The 16,851-nt window shown below is 61.7% G+C and carries 17 protein-coding genes; 5 read left to right on the top strand and 12 right to left on the bottom strand.

Translation table 11 applies throughout. The annotated features are described in order from the left end of the window. Positions 1-45: 45 nt before the first annotated feature. From ACQY1L_RS11370 to ACQY1L_RS11405, 8 genes are all read right to left on the bottom strand, one after another. A complete protein-coding gene (locus ACQY1L_RS11370) occupies positions 46-582 on the bottom strand; it encodes a DUF523 domain-containing protein (RefSeq protein WP_430240927.1) in 537 nt (178 codons plus the stop codon). Continuing rightward, the gene (locus tag ACQY1L_RS11375) at positions 579-884 is read right to left on the bottom strand and encodes a type II toxin-antitoxin system RelE/ParE family toxin (protein WP_092661418.1); all 306 of its coding nucleotides are present in this window, start codon (positions 882-884) and stop codon (positions 579-581) included. The genes ACQY1L_RS11370 and ACQY1L_RS11375 overlap by 4 nt, the downstream gene beginning before the upstream one ends. Next, positions 877-1,128: a type II toxin-antitoxin system ParD family antitoxin gene (locus ACQY1L_RS11380; protein ID WP_113166700.1), complete on the bottom strand. Its 252-nt coding sequence runs from the start codon at positions 1,126-1,128 to the stop codon at positions 877-879. Before ACQY1L_RS11380 ends, ACQY1L_RS11375 begins: the two co-directional genes overlap by 8 nt. A 60-nt stretch (positions 1,129-1,188) precedes the next feature. Next, positions 1,189-3,345, bottom strand: coding sequence for a glycine--tRNA ligase subunit beta (glyS, locus tag ACQY1L_RS11385; RefSeq protein WP_430240928.1), 2,157 nt, complete (start codon positions 3,343-3,345; stop codon positions 1,189-1,191). 1 nt (position 3,346) lies between these two features. Beyond that, positions 3,347-3,805, bottom strand: coding sequence for an endonuclease domain-containing protein (locus ACQY1L_RS11390; RefSeq protein ID WP_430240929.1), 459 nt, complete (start codon positions 3,803-3,805; stop codon positions 3,347-3,349). A 284-nt stretch (positions 3,806-4,089) separates the two neighbouring features. Further along, complete coding sequence (locus tag ACQY1L_RS11395) at positions 4,090-6,003, bottom strand: DUF2207 domain-containing protein (RefSeq protein WP_430240930.1); 1,914 nt, start codon at positions 6,001-6,003, stop codon at positions 4,090-4,092. A gap of 14 nt (positions 6,004-6,017) precedes the next feature. Beyond that, positions 6,018-6,569 (bottom strand): LemA family protein, encoded by a 552-nt coding sequence (locus ACQY1L_RS11400; RefSeq protein ID WP_430240931.1) that lies wholly within the window; start codon positions 6,567-6,569, stop codon positions 6,018-6,020. A 94-nt stretch (positions 6,570-6,663) separates the two neighbouring features. Then, a complete protein-coding gene (locus ACQY1L_RS11405) occupies positions 6,664-7,599 on the bottom strand; it encodes a glycine--tRNA ligase subunit alpha (RefSeq protein ID WP_113166767.1) in 936 nt (311 codons plus the stop codon). A 339-nt stretch (positions 7,600-7,938) separates the two neighbouring features. Here ACQY1L_RS11405 and ACQY1L_RS11410 point away from each other — a divergent pair, with 339 nt between their 5' ends. Continuing rightward, positions 7,939-9,759, top strand: a complete 1,821-nt coding sequence (locus tag ACQY1L_RS11410; protein WP_092661407.1) for a methyl-accepting chemotaxis protein — start codon at positions 7,939-7,941, stop codon at positions 9,757-9,759. Between the two features lie 253 nt (positions 9,760-10,012). Here ACQY1L_RS11410 and ACQY1L_RS11415 read toward each other — a convergent pair whose 3' ends face one another. The 4 genes from ACQY1L_RS11415 to ACQY1L_RS11430 all read right to left on the bottom strand — a co-directional run bounded on the left by ACQY1L_RS11415 (position 10,013) and on the right by ACQY1L_RS11430 (position 12,213). Then, positions 10,013-10,207 (bottom strand): hypothetical protein, encoded by a 195-nt coding sequence (locus tag ACQY1L_RS11415; RefSeq protein ID WP_430240933.1) that lies wholly within the window; start codon positions 10,205-10,207, stop codon positions 10,013-10,015. 30 nt (positions 10,208-10,237) lie between these two features. Then, the gene (locus ACQY1L_RS11420; RefSeq protein ID WP_430240935.1) at positions 10,238-11,104 is read right to left on the bottom strand and encodes a S49 family peptidase; all 867 of its coding nucleotides are present in this window, start codon (positions 11,102-11,104) and stop codon (positions 10,238-10,240) included. An 84-nt stretch (positions 11,105-11,188) separates the two neighbouring features. Beyond that, complete coding sequence (locus ACQY1L_RS11425) at positions 11,189-11,995, bottom strand: tRNA1(Val) (adenine(37)-N6)-methyltransferase (RefSeq protein WP_371816118.1); 807 nt, start codon at positions 11,993-11,995, stop codon at positions 11,189-11,191. Then, positions 11,992-12,213: a DUF2007 domain-containing protein gene (locus ACQY1L_RS11430; protein WP_062453679.1), complete on the bottom strand. Its 222-nt coding sequence runs from the start codon at positions 12,211-12,213 to the stop codon at positions 11,992-11,994. Before ACQY1L_RS11430 ends, ACQY1L_RS11425 begins: the two co-directional genes overlap by 4 nt. 106 nt (positions 12,214-12,319) lie before the next feature. On the opposite strand from ACQY1L_RS11430, the gene ACQY1L_RS11435 reads away from it, so the two are divergent. The 4 genes from ACQY1L_RS11435 to moaB all read left to right on the top strand — a co-directional run bounded on the left by ACQY1L_RS11435 (position 12,320) and on the right by moaB (position 16,848). Next, on the top strand, positions 12,320-13,336 hold the full coding sequence (locus tag ACQY1L_RS11435) for a polyprenyl synthetase family protein (protein ID WP_062453680.1): 1,017 nt from the start codon (positions 12,320-12,322) through the stop codon (positions 13,334-13,336). Positions 13,337-13,528: 192 nt separating this feature from the next. Then, positions 13,529-15,364 carry a tetratricopeptide repeat protein gene (locus ACQY1L_RS11440; RefSeq protein WP_430240936.1) on the top strand — a complete coding sequence of 612 codons (1,836 nt, stop codon included), beginning with the start codon at positions 13,529-13,531 and terminating at the stop codon, positions 15,362-15,364. Positions 15,365-15,382: 18 nt separating this feature from the next. Next, positions 15,383-16,300: a 4-(cytidine 5'-diphospho)-2-C-methyl-D-erythritol kinase gene (locus ACQY1L_RS11445; protein WP_430240937.1), complete on the top strand. Its 918-nt coding sequence runs from the start codon at positions 15,383-15,385 to the stop codon at positions 16,298-16,300. Beyond that, positions 16,297-16,848: a molybdenum cofactor biosynthesis protein B gene (gene moaB, locus ACQY1L_RS11450; RefSeq protein WP_174195720.1), complete on the top strand. Its 552-nt coding sequence runs from the start codon at positions 16,297-16,299 to the stop codon at positions 16,846-16,848. The genes ACQY1L_RS11445 and moaB overlap by 4 nt, the downstream gene beginning before the upstream one ends. The last annotated feature ends 3 nt before the right edge of the window (positions 16,849-16,851 follow it).

A 16,851-nucleotide genomic window follows, 5' to 3' on the forward strand; every position in this document is an offset into this window, starting at 1 on the left:
AAGGAAAACCTGCCGTTTTGAATGGTTAGCGAAACCAGATATGCTTTAAGTTTCCGAAGGATGAACGGGATGTCTCGCGTCCCCGATCGGGACGGATCCGACCCTCGCCGCGAGACGGTCGATCTCGATATGGGAAAACACCTCGATCCCTGCGGAGGCGAGCAGCGCTGCGGTGACGCCGTTGCCGGCGTGCTTTCTTCCGGAAAACGACCCGTCATAGATCAAGCCCGAACCGCAGGACGGGCTGCCGTCGATCAGCAGCGCATGGGTGCAACCGTTTTGGCTCGCAAAATCCAGCGCCCGGCGGGCACCGGCCACAAACTCCGCCGTCACGTCGCCGCCGGTGATTTCCAGCACGCGGGCGCGGCCGGCAAGCACGTCCTCGCCCGTCATGCCATTCTCGATCTCGGCTGGCGGACGCGGCACGCTCATGCCGCCCGCGAGCTCCGGACAGATCGTCACCAGACGCCCCTCCTCGAGCCACCGCTCGATCGCCGGATGAACGAGCGGCTTGCCCGTGCCATCATAACGGACGGCATGGCCGAGAAGGCAGGCGCTGATGAGGATCTTTTGTCGTGTCATGCGGATGGATCGAGATGCCGGAGGGCGTCGCTCTTTTCGTGCAGGATGCGGATGATTTCGACCGATCCGTCCGGAACGACTGCGTAGAATACGAGGTGATGTCCGGCTCGGCGCCGGCGATAGGAATGGCGGATCCCAGACAGGTTCTGCCCCGACAGCGGATGCTCCGCTATCAGCTCGATCACGTCCATGATGTCATCGATATATCGTTCTGCCTGCTTGGCCGACCAGATGCTTCGGGTATATTTGCCGATATCGTGCAGGTCGACCTTAGCCGTTCTACGTATCCGGACATCAACCACGTTCTTGCCAGGACTTTTTTATCGATGCCATGAGCGCATCGCGATCGAAAACCTCAGCCGGACCGCTGTTTTCGCCCTCGATCAGAAGCGCGCGCAGCTTTCCATATTTGGCGTGGTCTTCCTCGAGCAGGCGCAAGCCGGCTTCGATGACGGCCTGGGGCGAGGCGAAACGGCCGCTTTCCACTTCGTTTTCGACGAAGTCTGCGAAGGGTTCGCCGAGGGTGATCTGCACGGGCTTGTTCATGGGCTTTGTCCTATCGGCTCCACGCTATGAAGATAGCACGGAGCCGATGGAGAACAAAGGTTAGGACACGATGCGGGAGAAGTCCGCAACGGTGGCTGTCGCCTCGCGGATCGCCTTCAGGAGAGCGAGGCGGTTGGCGCGGATCGCTGCATCCTCGTCATTGACGAGCACGTCCCCGAAGAACGTATCGACCGGAGCGCGCAGCTTCGACAGGGCTTCCATGGCCGAGCGGAAATCTTCCTTGGCAACCGCGTCCGACGCTTCCTTCGAGGCTTGCGAAATCGCTGCCCAGAGCGCCTTTTCGGCATCGAGCGTCAGGAGAGCTTCCGAAACGCCATTGGCAACGACGGTACCCTTCTTCTCCTCTGCGGCCAGCAGCTGGGTGGCGCGCTTGGTGCCGGCAAGCAGGTTCTTACCGTCCTCGGAGGTGATGAAGGCGGTCAGCGCTTCCGCACGACGGGCCACGAGCAGCAGATCGTCAGCGTCCGGCGTCAGCACCGCATCGATGATGTCATGACGGGCGCCGAGATCGCGCAGATAGACTTTGAGGCGGTCGTGGAAGAAGGAGAGGAGATCTGAATCCTTGGTGACCGCAAGCAACGGCAACCGCACCTTCCGCTCGAGCAAAATCCGCACGACACCCAGCGCTGCACGGCGCAGCGCATAGGGGTCCTTGGAGCCTGTCGGCTTTTCGTCGATGGCCCAGAAGCCGACGAGCGTGTCGAGCTTGTCGGCGAGTGCGAGCGTCAGGCCGACCTTGTCTTCCGGCAGGCGGTCGGAGGGGCCGTTCGGCTTCCAGTGGTCTTCGATGGCGGCGGCAACCGATGCGTCTTCGCCCTGCAGCAGCGCATAGCGGCGGCCCATCAGGCCCTGCAGTTCCGGGAATTCGCCGACGGCTTCGGTGCGCAGGTCCGCCTTGGCGAGCACGGCGGCACGATCGACCAGATCCGGATCGGCGCCGGTGATCGGTGCCAGTTCCTTTGCCAGTGCGCGGATGCGGGTGACGCGTTCACCCTGGCTGCCGAGCTTGGCGTGGAAGGTGACGTTGAGCGCATCGAGCTTTGCCATGCGCTGGTCGAGCGGCTTCTTGAGATCGAGGCCGAATTTTTGGGCCGACGCTTCCAGCGTCGCGAGATCAGGCAGGTCGCCCTGGTCGCGGGTCCAGAAATGGCGGGCGTCGGAGAGGCGCGCGCGCACGACCTTGCCGTTGCCGTGAACGATTTCCTTGCCGCCATCCTTGGCCTCGATATTCGAGATGAGGATGAAGTGGTTGGACAGGCTGCCATCGTCAGCACCCTGACGACGGGTGACGAAGCATTTCTGGTTTGTCTTGATGGTGAGACGGATGATCTCGGCCGGGATTTCCAGATAGTCTTGCTCGAACGTGCCGAGCAGGACATGCGGCCATTCCACGAGGCCGGAGACTTCCTCCAGCAGGCCTTCGTCCTCGACAAGGTCGAGACCGTTGGCGAAGGCAATGTCGCGGGCATCGTGCAGGATCATGTCCTTGCGGCGGTCCGCATCGAGCATGACCTTTGCCTTTTCGAGGTTCGACACATAGTCGTCGAAGCGGCGCACGGTGATGGCGTCAGGCGCATGGAAGCGGTGGCCATAGGTGATGTTGCCGGCGGTGATGCCGTCGATCTGGAACGGAATGACCTTGGTTTCTTCATGCTCGGTGCCGAACATGCAGACGATCGACTGCAGCGGGCGAACCCAGCGCAGGCTTTCAGGCCCCTTGCCCTCGATGCCGGCGAAGCTCAAACCCTTCGGCATGGAGGCAGCACCCCAGCGCATGGATTTCGGCCAGGGGAAGGAGCGGATGATGCCGGGCATGACCGCTTCGATGATCTCTTCCGCCGCACGGCCGGGCTTTGAGACGACGGCCACGTAGAAATCGCCCTTTTTCGGGTCGCTGGCGACCTGGGCTTGCGAGATATCGGCAAGGCCTGCCTTGCGCAGGAAGCCGGCGATCGCCTGTTCCGGCGCCTTGGTGGATGGGCCCTTGATCTCCTCGCGCTGATCGGCCGAGCGCGCGTTGAGACCGCGGATATCCAGGGTGAGGCGCCGCGGCGTCCAGTATTCGCGAACGCCCTCATAGGTCAGGCCCGCATCCACCAGCGCATCGGTAACGAGTTTCCTCAGATCGCCGGCAGCCTTGCGCTGCATGCGGGCCGGAATTTCCTCGGAGCGGAGTTCTAGGAGCAGATCGGGCATATCATTCTTCCTCACCCTCCCCTTGAGGGGGAGGGTCGGACCGCAGGTCCGGGGTGGGGTGACAATCGTGTGCTTCTGCTAGCAAAGTTAAGCGCTGCTGCACAATGGCAAATATGGTGTCGAGAACGGCTTCGAGTTCGTCAAGCACTTCAGCATTCCAGAATCGGACGACGTGATAACCCGACGCCTCAAGGTAAGCGGTGCGTTCGGCGTCATATCGGCGCGCAGTCTCCTGCCCATGCTGGATACCATCCAGTTCGATGACCAGGCCGATCTGGTGGCAGGCGAAATCGGCAAAATACCGACCGATCGGGACTTGCCGGCGAAAGTGCGTGCCTTCGATCGGGATCTTCCAGAGATGGCGCCAAAGCCTGGATTCGGCATCCGTCGTGGTGTTTCGCAGGCGACGCGCGTTGGCGGTTTTGAAGCGTTGGAGTTTTGCGGGTTTTTCCTCTGCCATGCGCCACCTCACCAGAGTGTTCGAAGCATGCAATCACCCCCACCCGCCGCTTCGCGGCGACCTCCCCCCTCAAGGGGGAGGTGAAGGAAGTCATGAGCCGCGTCCCCCTGGAGGGGGATGTGGTTGTGGCAGGGTCGAGGTTTCTGCCATGCGTCACCCCACGAGAGTGCTCGAGGCAGGCGTCACCCCCACCCGCCGCTTTGCGGCGACCTCCCCCCTCAAGGGGGAGGTGAAGGAAGTCACCGGCGACTTCACCTCCCCCTTGAGGGGGGAGGTGAAGGACACTACCAGCCGCCTCCCCCGCCTCCACCGCCGCCACCACCCGAGAAACCGCCGCCGGAGAAGCCTGATGATGAGGAGGATGTGGGTTGTGGCAGGGTCGAGGCGATGGTCGAGGCCATGGAGGAGGAGAAGCCGCCGATGCGGTCGCCGAAACTGTTGAAGCCGCCGCCGTGATACCAGGCGGCGGTGTAGGCGGCGCCGAGACCGGCGGCTGCGAGCCAGGTGTCGAATGCCTGGCTCCACGGCTTCTCGACGCCGAGCGCTACTGCATAGGGCAGAAGCTTTTCGAAATGCTGCGGCGACATTTCCGGTGCGCCGGCCATGTTCATACGGTCCTTCTCGGCGACGGTCAGATAGAGGCGCAGGCCTTCGATCCCGTCCATCAGCTTGGCGCCGATCGGTGTCGGCGCGCCCATCAGGAAGAAGAACATGACGTTGGCGAGCACGATGCCGCCGACCGATACGAGCAGCGGCCAGTGATCGGTGCCGGTGAGTTCGGAGACGAGCGCCACCAGAACCGAGGAGACGATGGAGAGCGCGACGAGGCCGATAAAGCCGAGCACGACTACGGTCATGATGCGGCCAAACAGCGACGAGCCGCGCCGCAGCTTCTTGCCGAAGCCGACCGCGATGAAGCCGAAGAAGACAGCGACGAAGACCGGCACAATCAGCACGGCGACCATATCCGGTTCCAGATTGCCGAACACGAGCAAGGCTATGAGAAAGATGACGCTGAGGCCGATGCCGCCGAGAACATAGCCCCAGTTGGCGTTGTAATATTTGCCGCGATGCTCGCGTTCGATCGCCTGCCGGAAATTCTTGCCGACGGTCTGGACGGCGGTGCCGTTGTCCTTGTCGATGACGAAGCTTTCACCCTTGCCGCCGACGGCTGCGAGAATGACGGACTGACCGGCGGGCAGATCGCGACCGCTCCCCTTGTCGGTGCGCCTGATGACGATCTGCTTTGAGAGATCATCGAGCACGACATAGCCCTTGACGGCAAGATCGATGGCGCTCGCCGCAAAGGCGGTCCAGCCGCCACCGGAAAAGCCCTTGTTGTCGATATAGTTGACCAGCGCCGGAGACAGGCCATCGGGCGCATCCCAGCGCGGAACGACGATGCCGCGGGCCGGATCGCGGCCGACGCGTTTCCAGACGGCAAAGTAATAGGCCAGCACGATGACGAGGCCGGCGCCGGCAATCAGCGTGCCCATATGATCGCGCAGCCACCAGCTGCGTTCCTGATCCTTGGAGGGTACGGCGACGACGCCTTTCGGAAAGCCGGCAACAATCGTCAGCCCTTCCTGGGGGCCGAGCGGTCGGGTTGTTGCAAAGACAGCATAGTCACCGTTTGCCTGCATGCGGGCATTGCGGGCGGTCGAGCCGAGCGGGCCGGTAAAGGCGGCCGTCTGCTGCACCTGCCCGCCATCCGGCAGCGTGACCCTGGCCGAGGCCTGGGTGATGCGGAAATCCCAGCCGTTGCCGGTGACGTTCCAGTAGAGTTCGTCGTGATCGGTAAAGTAGCGGATCTGCCGGTCTGTTTTGTAGGTGAGCACGAATGTATGCTCGCCGTCGCGCAGAAAAACGTCCTGGTCTCCGGAATAGATGCGGATACCGCCGGCGATCGTCTCGGTGCGGTAGGGCTCATCGCGGCCATCGCGGGTGACGGAGACGATATCGAAGCCGACGCGGACCGTGCGTCCCTCAGCATCGACCATGGTCAGCGGAAAATCGCGGAAGATGCCGCGGCGGATGCGGTTACCTTCCGACCTGGCGACGATCGTCTCGGTCACCGTGAGCTCGCCATCCGGTGCGATTGCGATTTCGGAATGGTAGCTGCGGATATACTCTTCGGCAGCGGCCGGAAGCCATGCCGCGCAGACAAGCACAACAGCGAGAACAAGGCGCCGAACCATCAGCCGGCTCCTCTTTAGAATTTCACGGTGGGAACGGCGCGATCGGCTTCGTTGGTGATCTCGAAGTATTCGCGCTTGGAGAAGCCGAACTGGCCGGCAACAAGGTTGTTAGGAAAGGTTTCCACCTTGACGTTCAGTTCGCGCGCAGCACCGTTGTAATAGCGGCGCGACATCTGGACTTCGCTTTCGATGGTTTCGAGCGAGGCCTGCAGCTCGGAGAAATTCTGGTTGGCCTTGAGATCCGGATAGGCTTCGGCCAGCGCAAACAGTTTTCCGAGCGCCTGGGAAAGCATGCCTTCGGCCTGGGCACGGCCCGCGACATCGCCGGCCGGCACCGCCTGCGCCTGGTTGCGCAGCCGCACGACCTCTTCGAACGTGCCCTTCTCATGGGCCGCGTAGCCCTTGACGGTCTCGATCAGGTTGGGGATCAGATCGGCGCGACGCTTCAGCTGCACGTCGATGCCGGACCAGGCTTCCTCCGCCATCTGTCGCGCCTTGACGAGGCCGTTATAGATTATGACGAGATAGACAGCCACGAGGGCAAGAATGCCGAGCGCGATATACATGACGAGAACTCCCCCGGATAATAATAGCCGGGCGGAGACTAAGTCGGGTTCAATGAATTGTCACTGGAAATCGGTGGGTTAGCCCGGAAACGCTCTAGGCAGCTTCCCGGCCGAGTTTGGCACCACCGGCATCCGTCAGCAGGAAGGCTTCGCCGCAGGCCTTGGCCAGTGTGCGCACCCGCAGGATATAGCTCTGGCGTTCGGTGACCGAAATCACGCCGCGGGCATCCAGCAGGTTGAACACGTGGGATGCCTTGATGCACTGGTCATAGGCCGGGAAGACGCATTTGTGCAGCATCTGGTTCGCCTGATCGCCCGGCGCGCCGAAGGCGAGAAGTGCCAGGCATTCCTTTTCGGCATCGATGAAGTGCCGATGCAGCATTTCGGTGTTGGCGAATTCGAAGTTGTGGCGGGAATATTCCTGCTCTGCCTGCAGGAAGACATCGCCATAGGAGATCTTCTCTTCGCCTTCGCGGCCGTTGAAATTCAGATCATAGACGTTGTCGACGCCCTGGACATACATGGCCAGCCGCTCGAGACCATAGGTCAGTTCGCCGGCGACCGGCGAGCATTCGATGCCGCAGACCTGCTGGAAGTATGTGAACTGCGAGACTTCCATGCCGTCGCACCAGCATTCCCAGCCGAGACCCCAGGCACCGAGCGTCGGGCTTTCCCAGTCGTCCTCGACGAAGCGCACGTCATGCAGAAGCGGATCGAGACCGATCGCGGCAAGCGACCCCAGATAGAGTTCCTGCAGATTGGACGGGTTCGGCTTCAGGATGACCTGATACTGGTAATAGTGCTGCAACCGGTTGGGATTTTCGCCGTAGCGACCATCGGACGGGCGGCGCGACGGCTGCACATAGGCGGCCTTCCACGGCTTCGGCCCGAGCGCGCGCAACGTGGTGGCCGGATGGAACGTGCCGGCACCGACTTCCATGTCGTATGGCTGCAGGACCGCACAGCCCTTGTCAGCCCAATAGGCATGCAAGGTCAGGATCAGCGCCTGGAACGAGCGCTTCGGGTTCATGTGATCTGGCAGGGTCGTGGCGGTCATGGGACTGGTCGCTATTTGCTTATTTCCGGTGGCGTCAGGTGCCACGGGCGGGACTGGGGGTCAAGAGTTTTGCGGCATTCGCCCGGCTGCGGCCGCAGTTGCGAACCGCGACATCGCCGGGCCAAACGTCACTTGATCAATCGCAAGTCACGCAGGGGCAGGTCACCTATGGTTCAAAGCACCGTTCGGATAAATCTCTGATTTTATTGCCAAGTATAGAACTTCTCAGACCAGACCGGGCGTCGGAACGTTTCATTTTTCTTAAGTAAACTATGCTAAATTTCAACAAATCCGCACAATAGGACGATTGAAATGGTAACAATTCGTACCAAGATGATCTTTACGAGCCTTGCGATGTTCGTGCTTGCGGGCGGTGCTGCCGGAGCCGGGATTTGGGGTTCGACGACGCTGACGAACAATGTCGATACCGTCGCGCGCACCGCCGAGATTTTGCGCAATCACATGCAGGCCGACATGATGCACGACGCCCTGCGCGCCGATGTTCTTTCGGCGCTGATGGCACGCAATGCCCAAGGCGAGATCTCCACCGCTGACGTCACCTCGGATCTGAAAGAGCATGTCGAGTCGTTCCGCAAGGCAATCGACGACAACAAGGCTCTGGTGACCGATCCCGAGATACAGGCTGTTCTTAAAAACCTGGATACGCCTCTGCGCGGTTACATCGACAATGCCAGCGCCATTGTCGCGCAGGCAGCGAGCAACCCGGATCAAGCACTGTTGTCGCTGCCTGCATTCCAGCAGCAATTCTCGATCCTCGAAACCGCCATGGAAAAAGCAGGCGATAGCATCTCGTCGCTGTCCGACGGCGTCAAGCTCAACAGCGACCGGCTGGCGGTTCTGATCGACACGATCCTCAAGACTGTGCTGGCCGCAACGGCCGTATCTGCGCTTGTCCTGCTGTTCGTATCGCGAAAGACCATCATTCAGCCGATCCGCTTTCTTGCAGGCGACATGCAGAAGCTGGTCGGAGGCAACACGGCGCTGTCCATCACGGGGATCAATCGCACCGACGAAATCGGCGAGATGGCGACGGCTGTCGAGGTGTTCCGGCAGGCAGCGATTACCAACAAGCGACTGGAAGCGGAGGCGATTGCCGCGCGGGAGCGCAACGAAGCCGATCGCATCCGGGTGACCAGGGAAGCAGAAGCGGCAGCCCGCGTGATGCTGCACGAGGCAACCTCCAGCCTGGCGGGCGGGCTGCGAAAGCTCGCGGCAGGCGATCTCAGCTTTCATCTCTCGGACGCTTTCGCACCTGATTTCGAAGCGCTGCGGCACGACCTGAACACAGCCGTACACCAGCTTGACCAGACGCTGACCACCGTCGCACAGGCGGCAGGCTCGATCGACACCGGCACCCGCGAAATCAGCATCAGTTCAGACGACCTGTCGAAACGCACGGAACAGCAGGCCGCCTCGCTCGAAGAAACTGCTGCGGCGCTCGACCAGATCACCATCAATGTCGCCAACGCCTCCAAGCGCGCCGACGAAGCCCGCGCGATCGCGATCCAGGCCAATGCCAGCGCCACCCAGTCCGGCATCGTCGTTGCCAGTGCGGTCGATGCGATGCAGCGGATTGAGGAGTCCTCGGGACAGATCTCCAGCATCATCGGCGTCATCGACGAGATCGCCTTCCAGACCAACCTTTTGGCCCTCAATGCGGGCGTCGAGGCCGCCCGCGCCGGCGAGGCCGGCAAGGGCTTTGCGGTGGTCGCACAGGAAGTCCGCGAGCTGGCGCAGCGCTCTGCTCGGGCCGCCAAGGAGATCAAGGAACTGATCCGGAATTCGACGACAGAGGTCGAGAGCGGTGTGAAACTGGTGCGGGAAACCGGCGGCTCCCTGAAGGTGATCGGCGACTACATCATCACCATCAACCAGCATATGGACGCGATCGCAACGTCGTCGCGCGAGCAGTCGGTCGGTCTTGCCGAGGTCAATACAGCCGTCAACCAGATGGACCAGGTGACGCAGCGCAATGCAGCGATGGTGGAGGAAACCAGCGCCGCCAGCGCCTCATTGGCCACCGAAAGCCACCGCCTGCACGAACTGATCTCACAGTTCACACTCGGCCGGCCCGCTGCCACAAAGCATGACAAGACACGCCGGGCTGCCTGATCATCGGAGCCAGGAACTACCAACGCAAAAGCAGCGCCCGGGAACGGACGCTGCTTTTTTTGTATGTGGAGCGCCAACCTCCCTCATTCCTGTGCTTGTCAGGGAAGAGAGGGAGGCGTGGGCGGAGGAATGAACGAGAGCGCGAGTAGAGGATGGAGCAACGTGGCAAGCGGTTGACGCGGCCATGAGCGCGATATCAAAGTGTATGTCTTCAAACCGTATCGACAGCGACTATCCGCCGGCGACAGCCTGATCAGACGTCGTCGTCGCGCTTGACCCGGTATTCGCCCGTCACCGGATCCTTTTCCAGCGTTCCCATGGCGCCGGTGCGTTGCTGCTCTTCCTCACGGCGCGTGCGGGCCGTCAGTTTTTCGGCGTCCTTGATAAAGCGCTTGTAGAGCATCCATCCGCCGCCGATCAGCAGGGCCAGAAGTATGAGCTGAGTCATTTCCCGTCGAAACCTTATAAGGCGGGCATATCAGAGCCCGAAGCGGCTCCACATTGCCCGTTCTTCCAGGCCTTCGGCAAGACCTGCCGTGGCGCCTGAGGCGATTTCCCCCAGATTGGCGGATCCTAGCGCAACGCCCGGCACCCGGCGACCGAACAGGGTCCGCGTGCCGCCGATCAGCTCCAGCTTGGCATCCTTGCCGAAACGGCGCTTGATCACATCGCGCATCTCGCCCAGCCCATCGATGAGGCCGAGTTCGAGGCCACGGCTGCCAGTCCAGAAGAGCCCGGAGAAAATCGTGCTATCTTCGCCAAGCCGCGACCCGCGGCGCGATTTCACCATGTCGATGAAGACCTTGTGGATCTCGAGCTGCAGCGTCTTCAGATACTCGATGTCGCCTTCCTTTTCCGGCTGGAACGGATCAAGGATCACCTTGTTCTCGCCGGCCGTATAGACGCGGCGTTCGACGCCGATCTTCTTCAGCATTTCCGGGAAGCCGAAACCACCCGACACGACGCCGATCGAGCCGACGATCGAGGTCGGATCGGCAAAGATCTCGTCGCCGGCAAGAGCGATCATGTAGCCGCCAGACGCTGCCACATCTTCCACGAAGATCAGAACCTTCTTGTTCTTTTCCTCGGCGAGAGCTCGGATGCGCTGGTAGATCAACCTCGACTGGACAGGCGAGCCGCCCGGCGAATTGATGGAGATGGCAACGACCGGCGCATCCTTCTTTGCGAAGGCCTTTTCCAGCATCGGCGCCACGGTTGCGATGTTGAGGGTCTGCTTGAACTGGCTGCCGCCCGCCATGATCGTGCCATGCAGTCGGACCACCGGGATCGACAAACCGGTCTTGCGGAAACGTTTTGGCAGCAGGCGATTCAAGAAGCTCATCATCCATCCTGTTCAAGCATATATCGGAAGCCTGGATGTATGTTCTCGAAGGGCGAACACAATGGCTGAGCCTCTAAAAACGGGGTTTTACCGCCGTCTTCGGTGATAGGCGGTGCGGCCGTTGTTCAAATCGTCCGCCTGCGACATGAAGGAATTGCCATCCGCTCCATGCACGATCAGCGGCGCGCGGAACACCAGCCGCGCTCTCGATCCCTTGACCCCGGTTACCAGAATGCGGGTCGCATCCTCGCCCGGGCGGGGGTGGACCGGGGTTATTTCAAGCCCGCCGAAGCGCTTGCCGCAGGCCTCGATGATATCGACGATGGAATCCGGACGGGCGATCAGCGACAATTGCCCGCCGGGTTTCATGATGGCGGCGGCCGTGCGCAGCCAGTTTTCGAACAGGCCAGCGGTCATTGCATGCGCTTCGGCCTTCAAGGCATCCGGCGTTATGCGGTCGTCGGCGTGGTTGAAGGGCGGGTTCATGATCACATGGTCGTGCACGCCGTCGTGCAATCCCGCGTCGACCCGGGCCTTGCCCGTGAGCGTCACATCGGCGCCGAGAACCGTGATACGATCAGACAGGAAAGCATTTTCCGGCAAAGCCAGCGTTCGCCGCGCATACTCCGCCATCAACGGCAACTTCTCGACCAGAACGATGCGGGCGTTTTCGAGCCGGCTCGCGACCGCTAGTCCTGCGGCACCGGCGCCGGATCCGAGATCGGCAACCGAAACGGACCGTTCGTCCGCCACAAGCGAGGCGAGCAGCATCGCATCCACGCCGGACCGGTGGCCGCCGCCCTTCGGCTGCACCAGATGGAAGCGGCCGCGGTGAAACGCATCGATGGTGAAGTCCGACGAAAGATCCTGCGGGATGCCGGCGGACGTGGTCACGGGCGAAGCTCCGCCTCCAGGCCCGCATCGATCAGGATGCGGCGGGCTTCATCTCCCCTCTCCTCCTCGACAAGGAAGCGCTTCGACAGCATGCCGAGCGAGCCTTCGAGCACGCTCATGGACTGGTCCGCAACCATAAAATGAATGCCGGCATCCTTCATCAGGCTGCTCGCAACCGAGAGAAGCACCGGGTCGTTGGCGCGAATGAGTTCCCGCATGCGGCAAAAATCCCCCTCAAAAACGGCAGGTCAGCGAATTGTCACTTGCCGCATCCTGCCACGCTTTCTATTGTCCAAGCCGGAACTTAATTTAGGAGTCCGGTCGTTGGGCGTCGTAATACCGCTTGAAGAAGGCAAAAACAAATCTGCTTCCGTGAAGCCCCTGGTGGACCTCACGAGAGGAGACATGGAGCGGGTCAACCAGCTGATCCTGTCGAAGGCAGGCTCCGACGTGCAAATGATCCCGGAAGTTGCCAACCACCTGATCTCGTCGGGCGGCAAGCGGCTTCGGCCGATGCTGACGCTCGCGTCTGCGGTGCTGTTCGGCTACAAGGGCGAAGGCCATGTGAAGCTCGCGACCAGCGTCGAATTCATGCACACGGCAACGCTGCTGCATGACGATGTGGTGGACGAAAGCGATCTGCGCCGCGGCAAATCCACCGCACGGATGATCTGGGGCAACCAGGCCAGTGTTCTCGTCGGCGACTTTCTGCTCGGCCAGTCCTTCAAGATGATGGTCGAAGTTGGTTCGCTTGAAGCGCTGGACGTTCTGGCAACCGCGGCTTCCGTGATTGCGGAAGGCGAAGTGCTTCAGCTTTCCGTCGCCAAGAACATGGAAACCACCGAGGACGACTATCTCTCCGTCATTCGCGCCAAGACGGCGGCTTTGTTTGCGGCGGCGGCGGAAGTCGGCCCGATCATCGCCAATGCGGACAAGGCCGGGCGTTCCGCAATGCGCTCCTACGGCATGAACCTTGGCTACGCTTTCCAGCTGGTCGATGACGCGCTCGATTACGGCGGCACCGCTGCCGATCTCGGCAAGAATGTCGGCGACGATTTCCGCGAGGGAAAGATCACGCTCCCGGTCATCCTTGCCTACCGGCGTGGCACCGAAACGGAGCGCGCATTCTGGAAGACGGCGATCGAACAGGGCGAAAGCAGCGAGGAAAATCTTGAAAAGGCGCTGGGCCTGATCAAGAAATACGACGCGCTGAACGACACGATCGGTCGGGCCCTGCATTACGGCACGATTGCCCGCGATGCGCTGGCGCCGCTGCCGGCATCGCCGCTCAAATCCGCGATGCTCGAGGTGATCGACTTCTCCATCCAGCGCGTGAACTGACGCTCTCTCCGTCGCGTTGACGAAGGTGTGACCGTTCCTGCCCGGCATCCGCTCTCTGCGATGCCGGAGAATTCCTTGCGGACATGCTTCAAAAAAGCCATTCTGTCATGACTCAATTGGCGCGGGATGGTGGCGATTTGCCACCGTCAAAGCGTCGCCTGCTCAAGGCCCACCACGAAAGGCATTCTTTTTATGCGGCAGAAATACAGCCTCCGTCTGCTTTCCAGCGCAGCGCTCGCAGCCGTTCTCATGCTCGCCGGTGCAGCGCAAGCGGCGACGCCAGAGGCGAAGCCGGCCGCCGCGGAGAGCGTGAAATTTGATGCCAGCGACGCGCAGTCGTTTTCGGGCGCGTTCCTCGCTGCCCGCACCGCCGATGTCGACCATGATTACGCGAACGCGATTGCGCTCTATCGCAAGGCGCTGTCCTTTGATGCGGCCAACCTTGAAATCCGCGAACGGCTGATGATTTCGCTGTTTCTGAGCGGCGATTTCGAAGGCGGCTTGAGCGAAGCGGAGAGGCTGAAGGACGATGCCGGCGTCGAGCGCATCACCCGCATCGTGCGGGGGCTGGACGCGATCCGCGACAAGCGCTTCGATGCCGCCAAGAAGACGCTTGCCTATACCGGCCCGAACGATCTTGACCGGCTGACCCACCAGATGATGATGGCGTGGGCGGATGTCGGCGCAGGCCGCGGCCGTCAGGCGATCTCGACTATTGCCGGCCTCAAGGGGCCCGACTGGTTCAAGGTGTTTACGGACTATCATCTTGGCGCCATGGCGCTGGTTTCTGGCGACACGGCCAGTGCACGCAAATATCTGACCACCGCCATTACCAACCAGGAAGCGGTTGCGACAGCGCCCGATACGTTCATGCGCGCCATCATGGCGCTTGCCCGTCTTGAAGCCGCTGCCGGCAACAAGCAGAAGGCGCTCGACGCGATTTCGGTCGGCGACCAGATGATCAGCAACTATGCGCCACTGAAGGCGCTTCGCCAGAGCATTGAAAAGGGCGAGAAGCCCGAGCAGCAGATCACCACCGCTGCCGAAGGCGCGGCCGGCGTGCTGTTTTCGATCGGCGGCGCGCTGAACCGCCAGGGCGCCGAGGATATGGTCGGTCTCTACCTGCAGATCTCCCATGCAATGGACCCGAAGAGCGCCGACACGCTAATCCTGCTCGGCGGCATTGCCGAGAAGATGGAACAGCCGCAACGCGCCATCGAGCTTTATGCAAAGGTGCCGGCCGACAGCCCGATGCGCCGGATTTCCGAACTGCAGCTGGGCATCACCCTGTCCGATACCGGCAAGGTCGACGAGGCAAAGAGCCATCTGAAGGCGCTGATCGATTCGGATCCGGCCGACATCCGCAGCTATATCGCCTATGGCAGCGTGCTTTCCGAAGCCAAAGACTACAAGGCGATGGCCGCCAATTACGACAAGGCTGTCGAAATGATCGGCTCCGTGCCGAAGCCGGGCGACTGGACCGTGTTCTTCCAGCGCGGCATTTCCTATGAGCGGCTGAAGCAGTTCGACAAGGCCGAGCCGAACTTCCGGCGGGCGCTGGAGCTCAATCCCGAGCAGCCGCAGGTGCTGAACTACCTCGGCTATTCGCTTGTCGACCTCAACCTCAACCTTGCCGAAGGCCTCGACATGATCCGCAAGGCAGTCGATGCGCGGCCGGACGATGGCTATATCGTCGATTCGCTGGGATGGGCCTATTTCCGCCTCGGCAAGTTCGATGAAGCCGTGACCGAACTTGAACGCGCGGTACAATTGCGGGCCGGCGATGCGACGATCAACGACCATCTGGGCGATGCCTACTGGCGTGTCGGCCGCAAGCTGGAAGCGGTCTACCAGTGGAACCGGACGCTGATTTCCGAAGGCGAGGACGTCAACAAGGAAATGGTCAAGGAAAAGATCGCCAACGGCCTGCCGCCGCTCGATCCGAACGCGACGACGGCCGATCGCGGCCAGGCAGCACCAGTGCCGCCTGCCCCGCCGGCACCTGCCACTCCCGACAAGAAATCCTGATAAAGCGGGCTTTCCAGCATGACCATATCCGATACGCAAGACGCCGCCACAGAGGTGGCCCTGACGGAACTTGCGCCTGCGAAGATCAATCTTGGCCTGCATGTCGTGGGGCTTCGCTATGACGGGTTCCACCTGCTAGAAAGCGTCGTCACCTTCGCCGATCTGGGTGACGAGCTGACCTTCACGCTCTCGGAAGCCGATGAGTTTTCCGTTTCCGGCCGCTTTGCGTCCGAGCTTTCAAATGACGAGGCGGGCCAGGCTGGCAATCTCGTGATCAAGGCGCGCGATCTCTTTCGCCAGCAGCTGGTTTCCAACGGCTTTCCGGCGCCTCCCGTTTCGATCCACCTCGAGAAGAAACTACCGATCGCGGCCGGGATCGGAGGCGGGTCGGCCGATGCGGCGGCCACGCTTCGTGGCCTGTTCCGGCTGTGGAATGCGGAAATACCGGAAGCAGCCCTTCTGGCGCTTGGCCTTTCGCTGGGTGCCGACGTGCCCATGTGCCTGACGGGGGCTGCCGTTCTGGCCGAGGGGATCGGCGAAAGGCTTGAAACGCTGCCGACCATGCCGTCCCTTTCCCTCGTGCTCGCCAACCCGCTGATCAGCGTCTCGACGCCTGAGATTTTCAAGCTACTGGTGGACAAGGAAAACGAGGCCTTGCCGCCGACGCCGACCGATGCAGGCGGCTGGCTGCCTTACCTGAAAACGCTTCGCAACGACCTGGAGCCGCCGGCTCGCGCGCTCATCCCCGAGATCGAGGAACTCTCCGCGATGATCGCAGCGCAAGGTGCCGAGCTGGTGCGCATGTCCGGATCCGGAGCGACCTGTTTCGGTGTGTTCCCTTCGAAGACAGACGCGGAAGCCGCCGCGCAGGCGCTGACCGCCCTGAAGCCGGACTGGTATGTCGAAGCGGTCGAAACCGTCGGAGCAAAGCCATGAGCAAGATCGCCGAAACGCGCCAGTTCATTCCTATTTCGATCGCGGTACTGACCGTGTCGGATACCCGGACTATGGTAGACGACAAATCCGGCGATACGCTGGTTGCCCGTATCGCGGAGGCCGGTCACAGGCTTGGGGCACGCGCCATCGTGCCCGACGACAAGGAGCGGATCGCCGGCCAGGTGCGCGAATGGACCCTCGACCCTGAGATCGACGTGGTCATCACCACCGGAGGAACCGGCTTTACCGGCCGCGACGTGACGCCGGAAGCGCTGGAGCCGCTGTTCGACAAGAAGATGGACGGGTTTTCCGAGGTGTTTCACCGGATTTCCTACGACAAGATCGGCACCTCGACGATCCAGTCGCGGGCAACCGGCGGCGTTGCCAATGCAACCTTCATCTTCGTGCTGCCGGGCTCTCCCGGTGCCTGCAAGGATGCCTGGGACGGCATCCTGAAAGCGCAGCTGGACTACCGCCACATGCCCTGCAACTTCATCGAGATCATGCCGCGGCTGGACGAGCATCTGCGGCGCGGATCGGGCAAGTAACGG

The sequence above is a fragment of the Neorhizobium sp. DAR64862/K0K3 genome (genome assembly GCF_050500185.1).
Lineage (GTDB): Bacteria > Pseudomonadota > Alphaproteobacteria > Rhizobiales > Rhizobiaceae > Neorhizobium > Neorhizobium soli.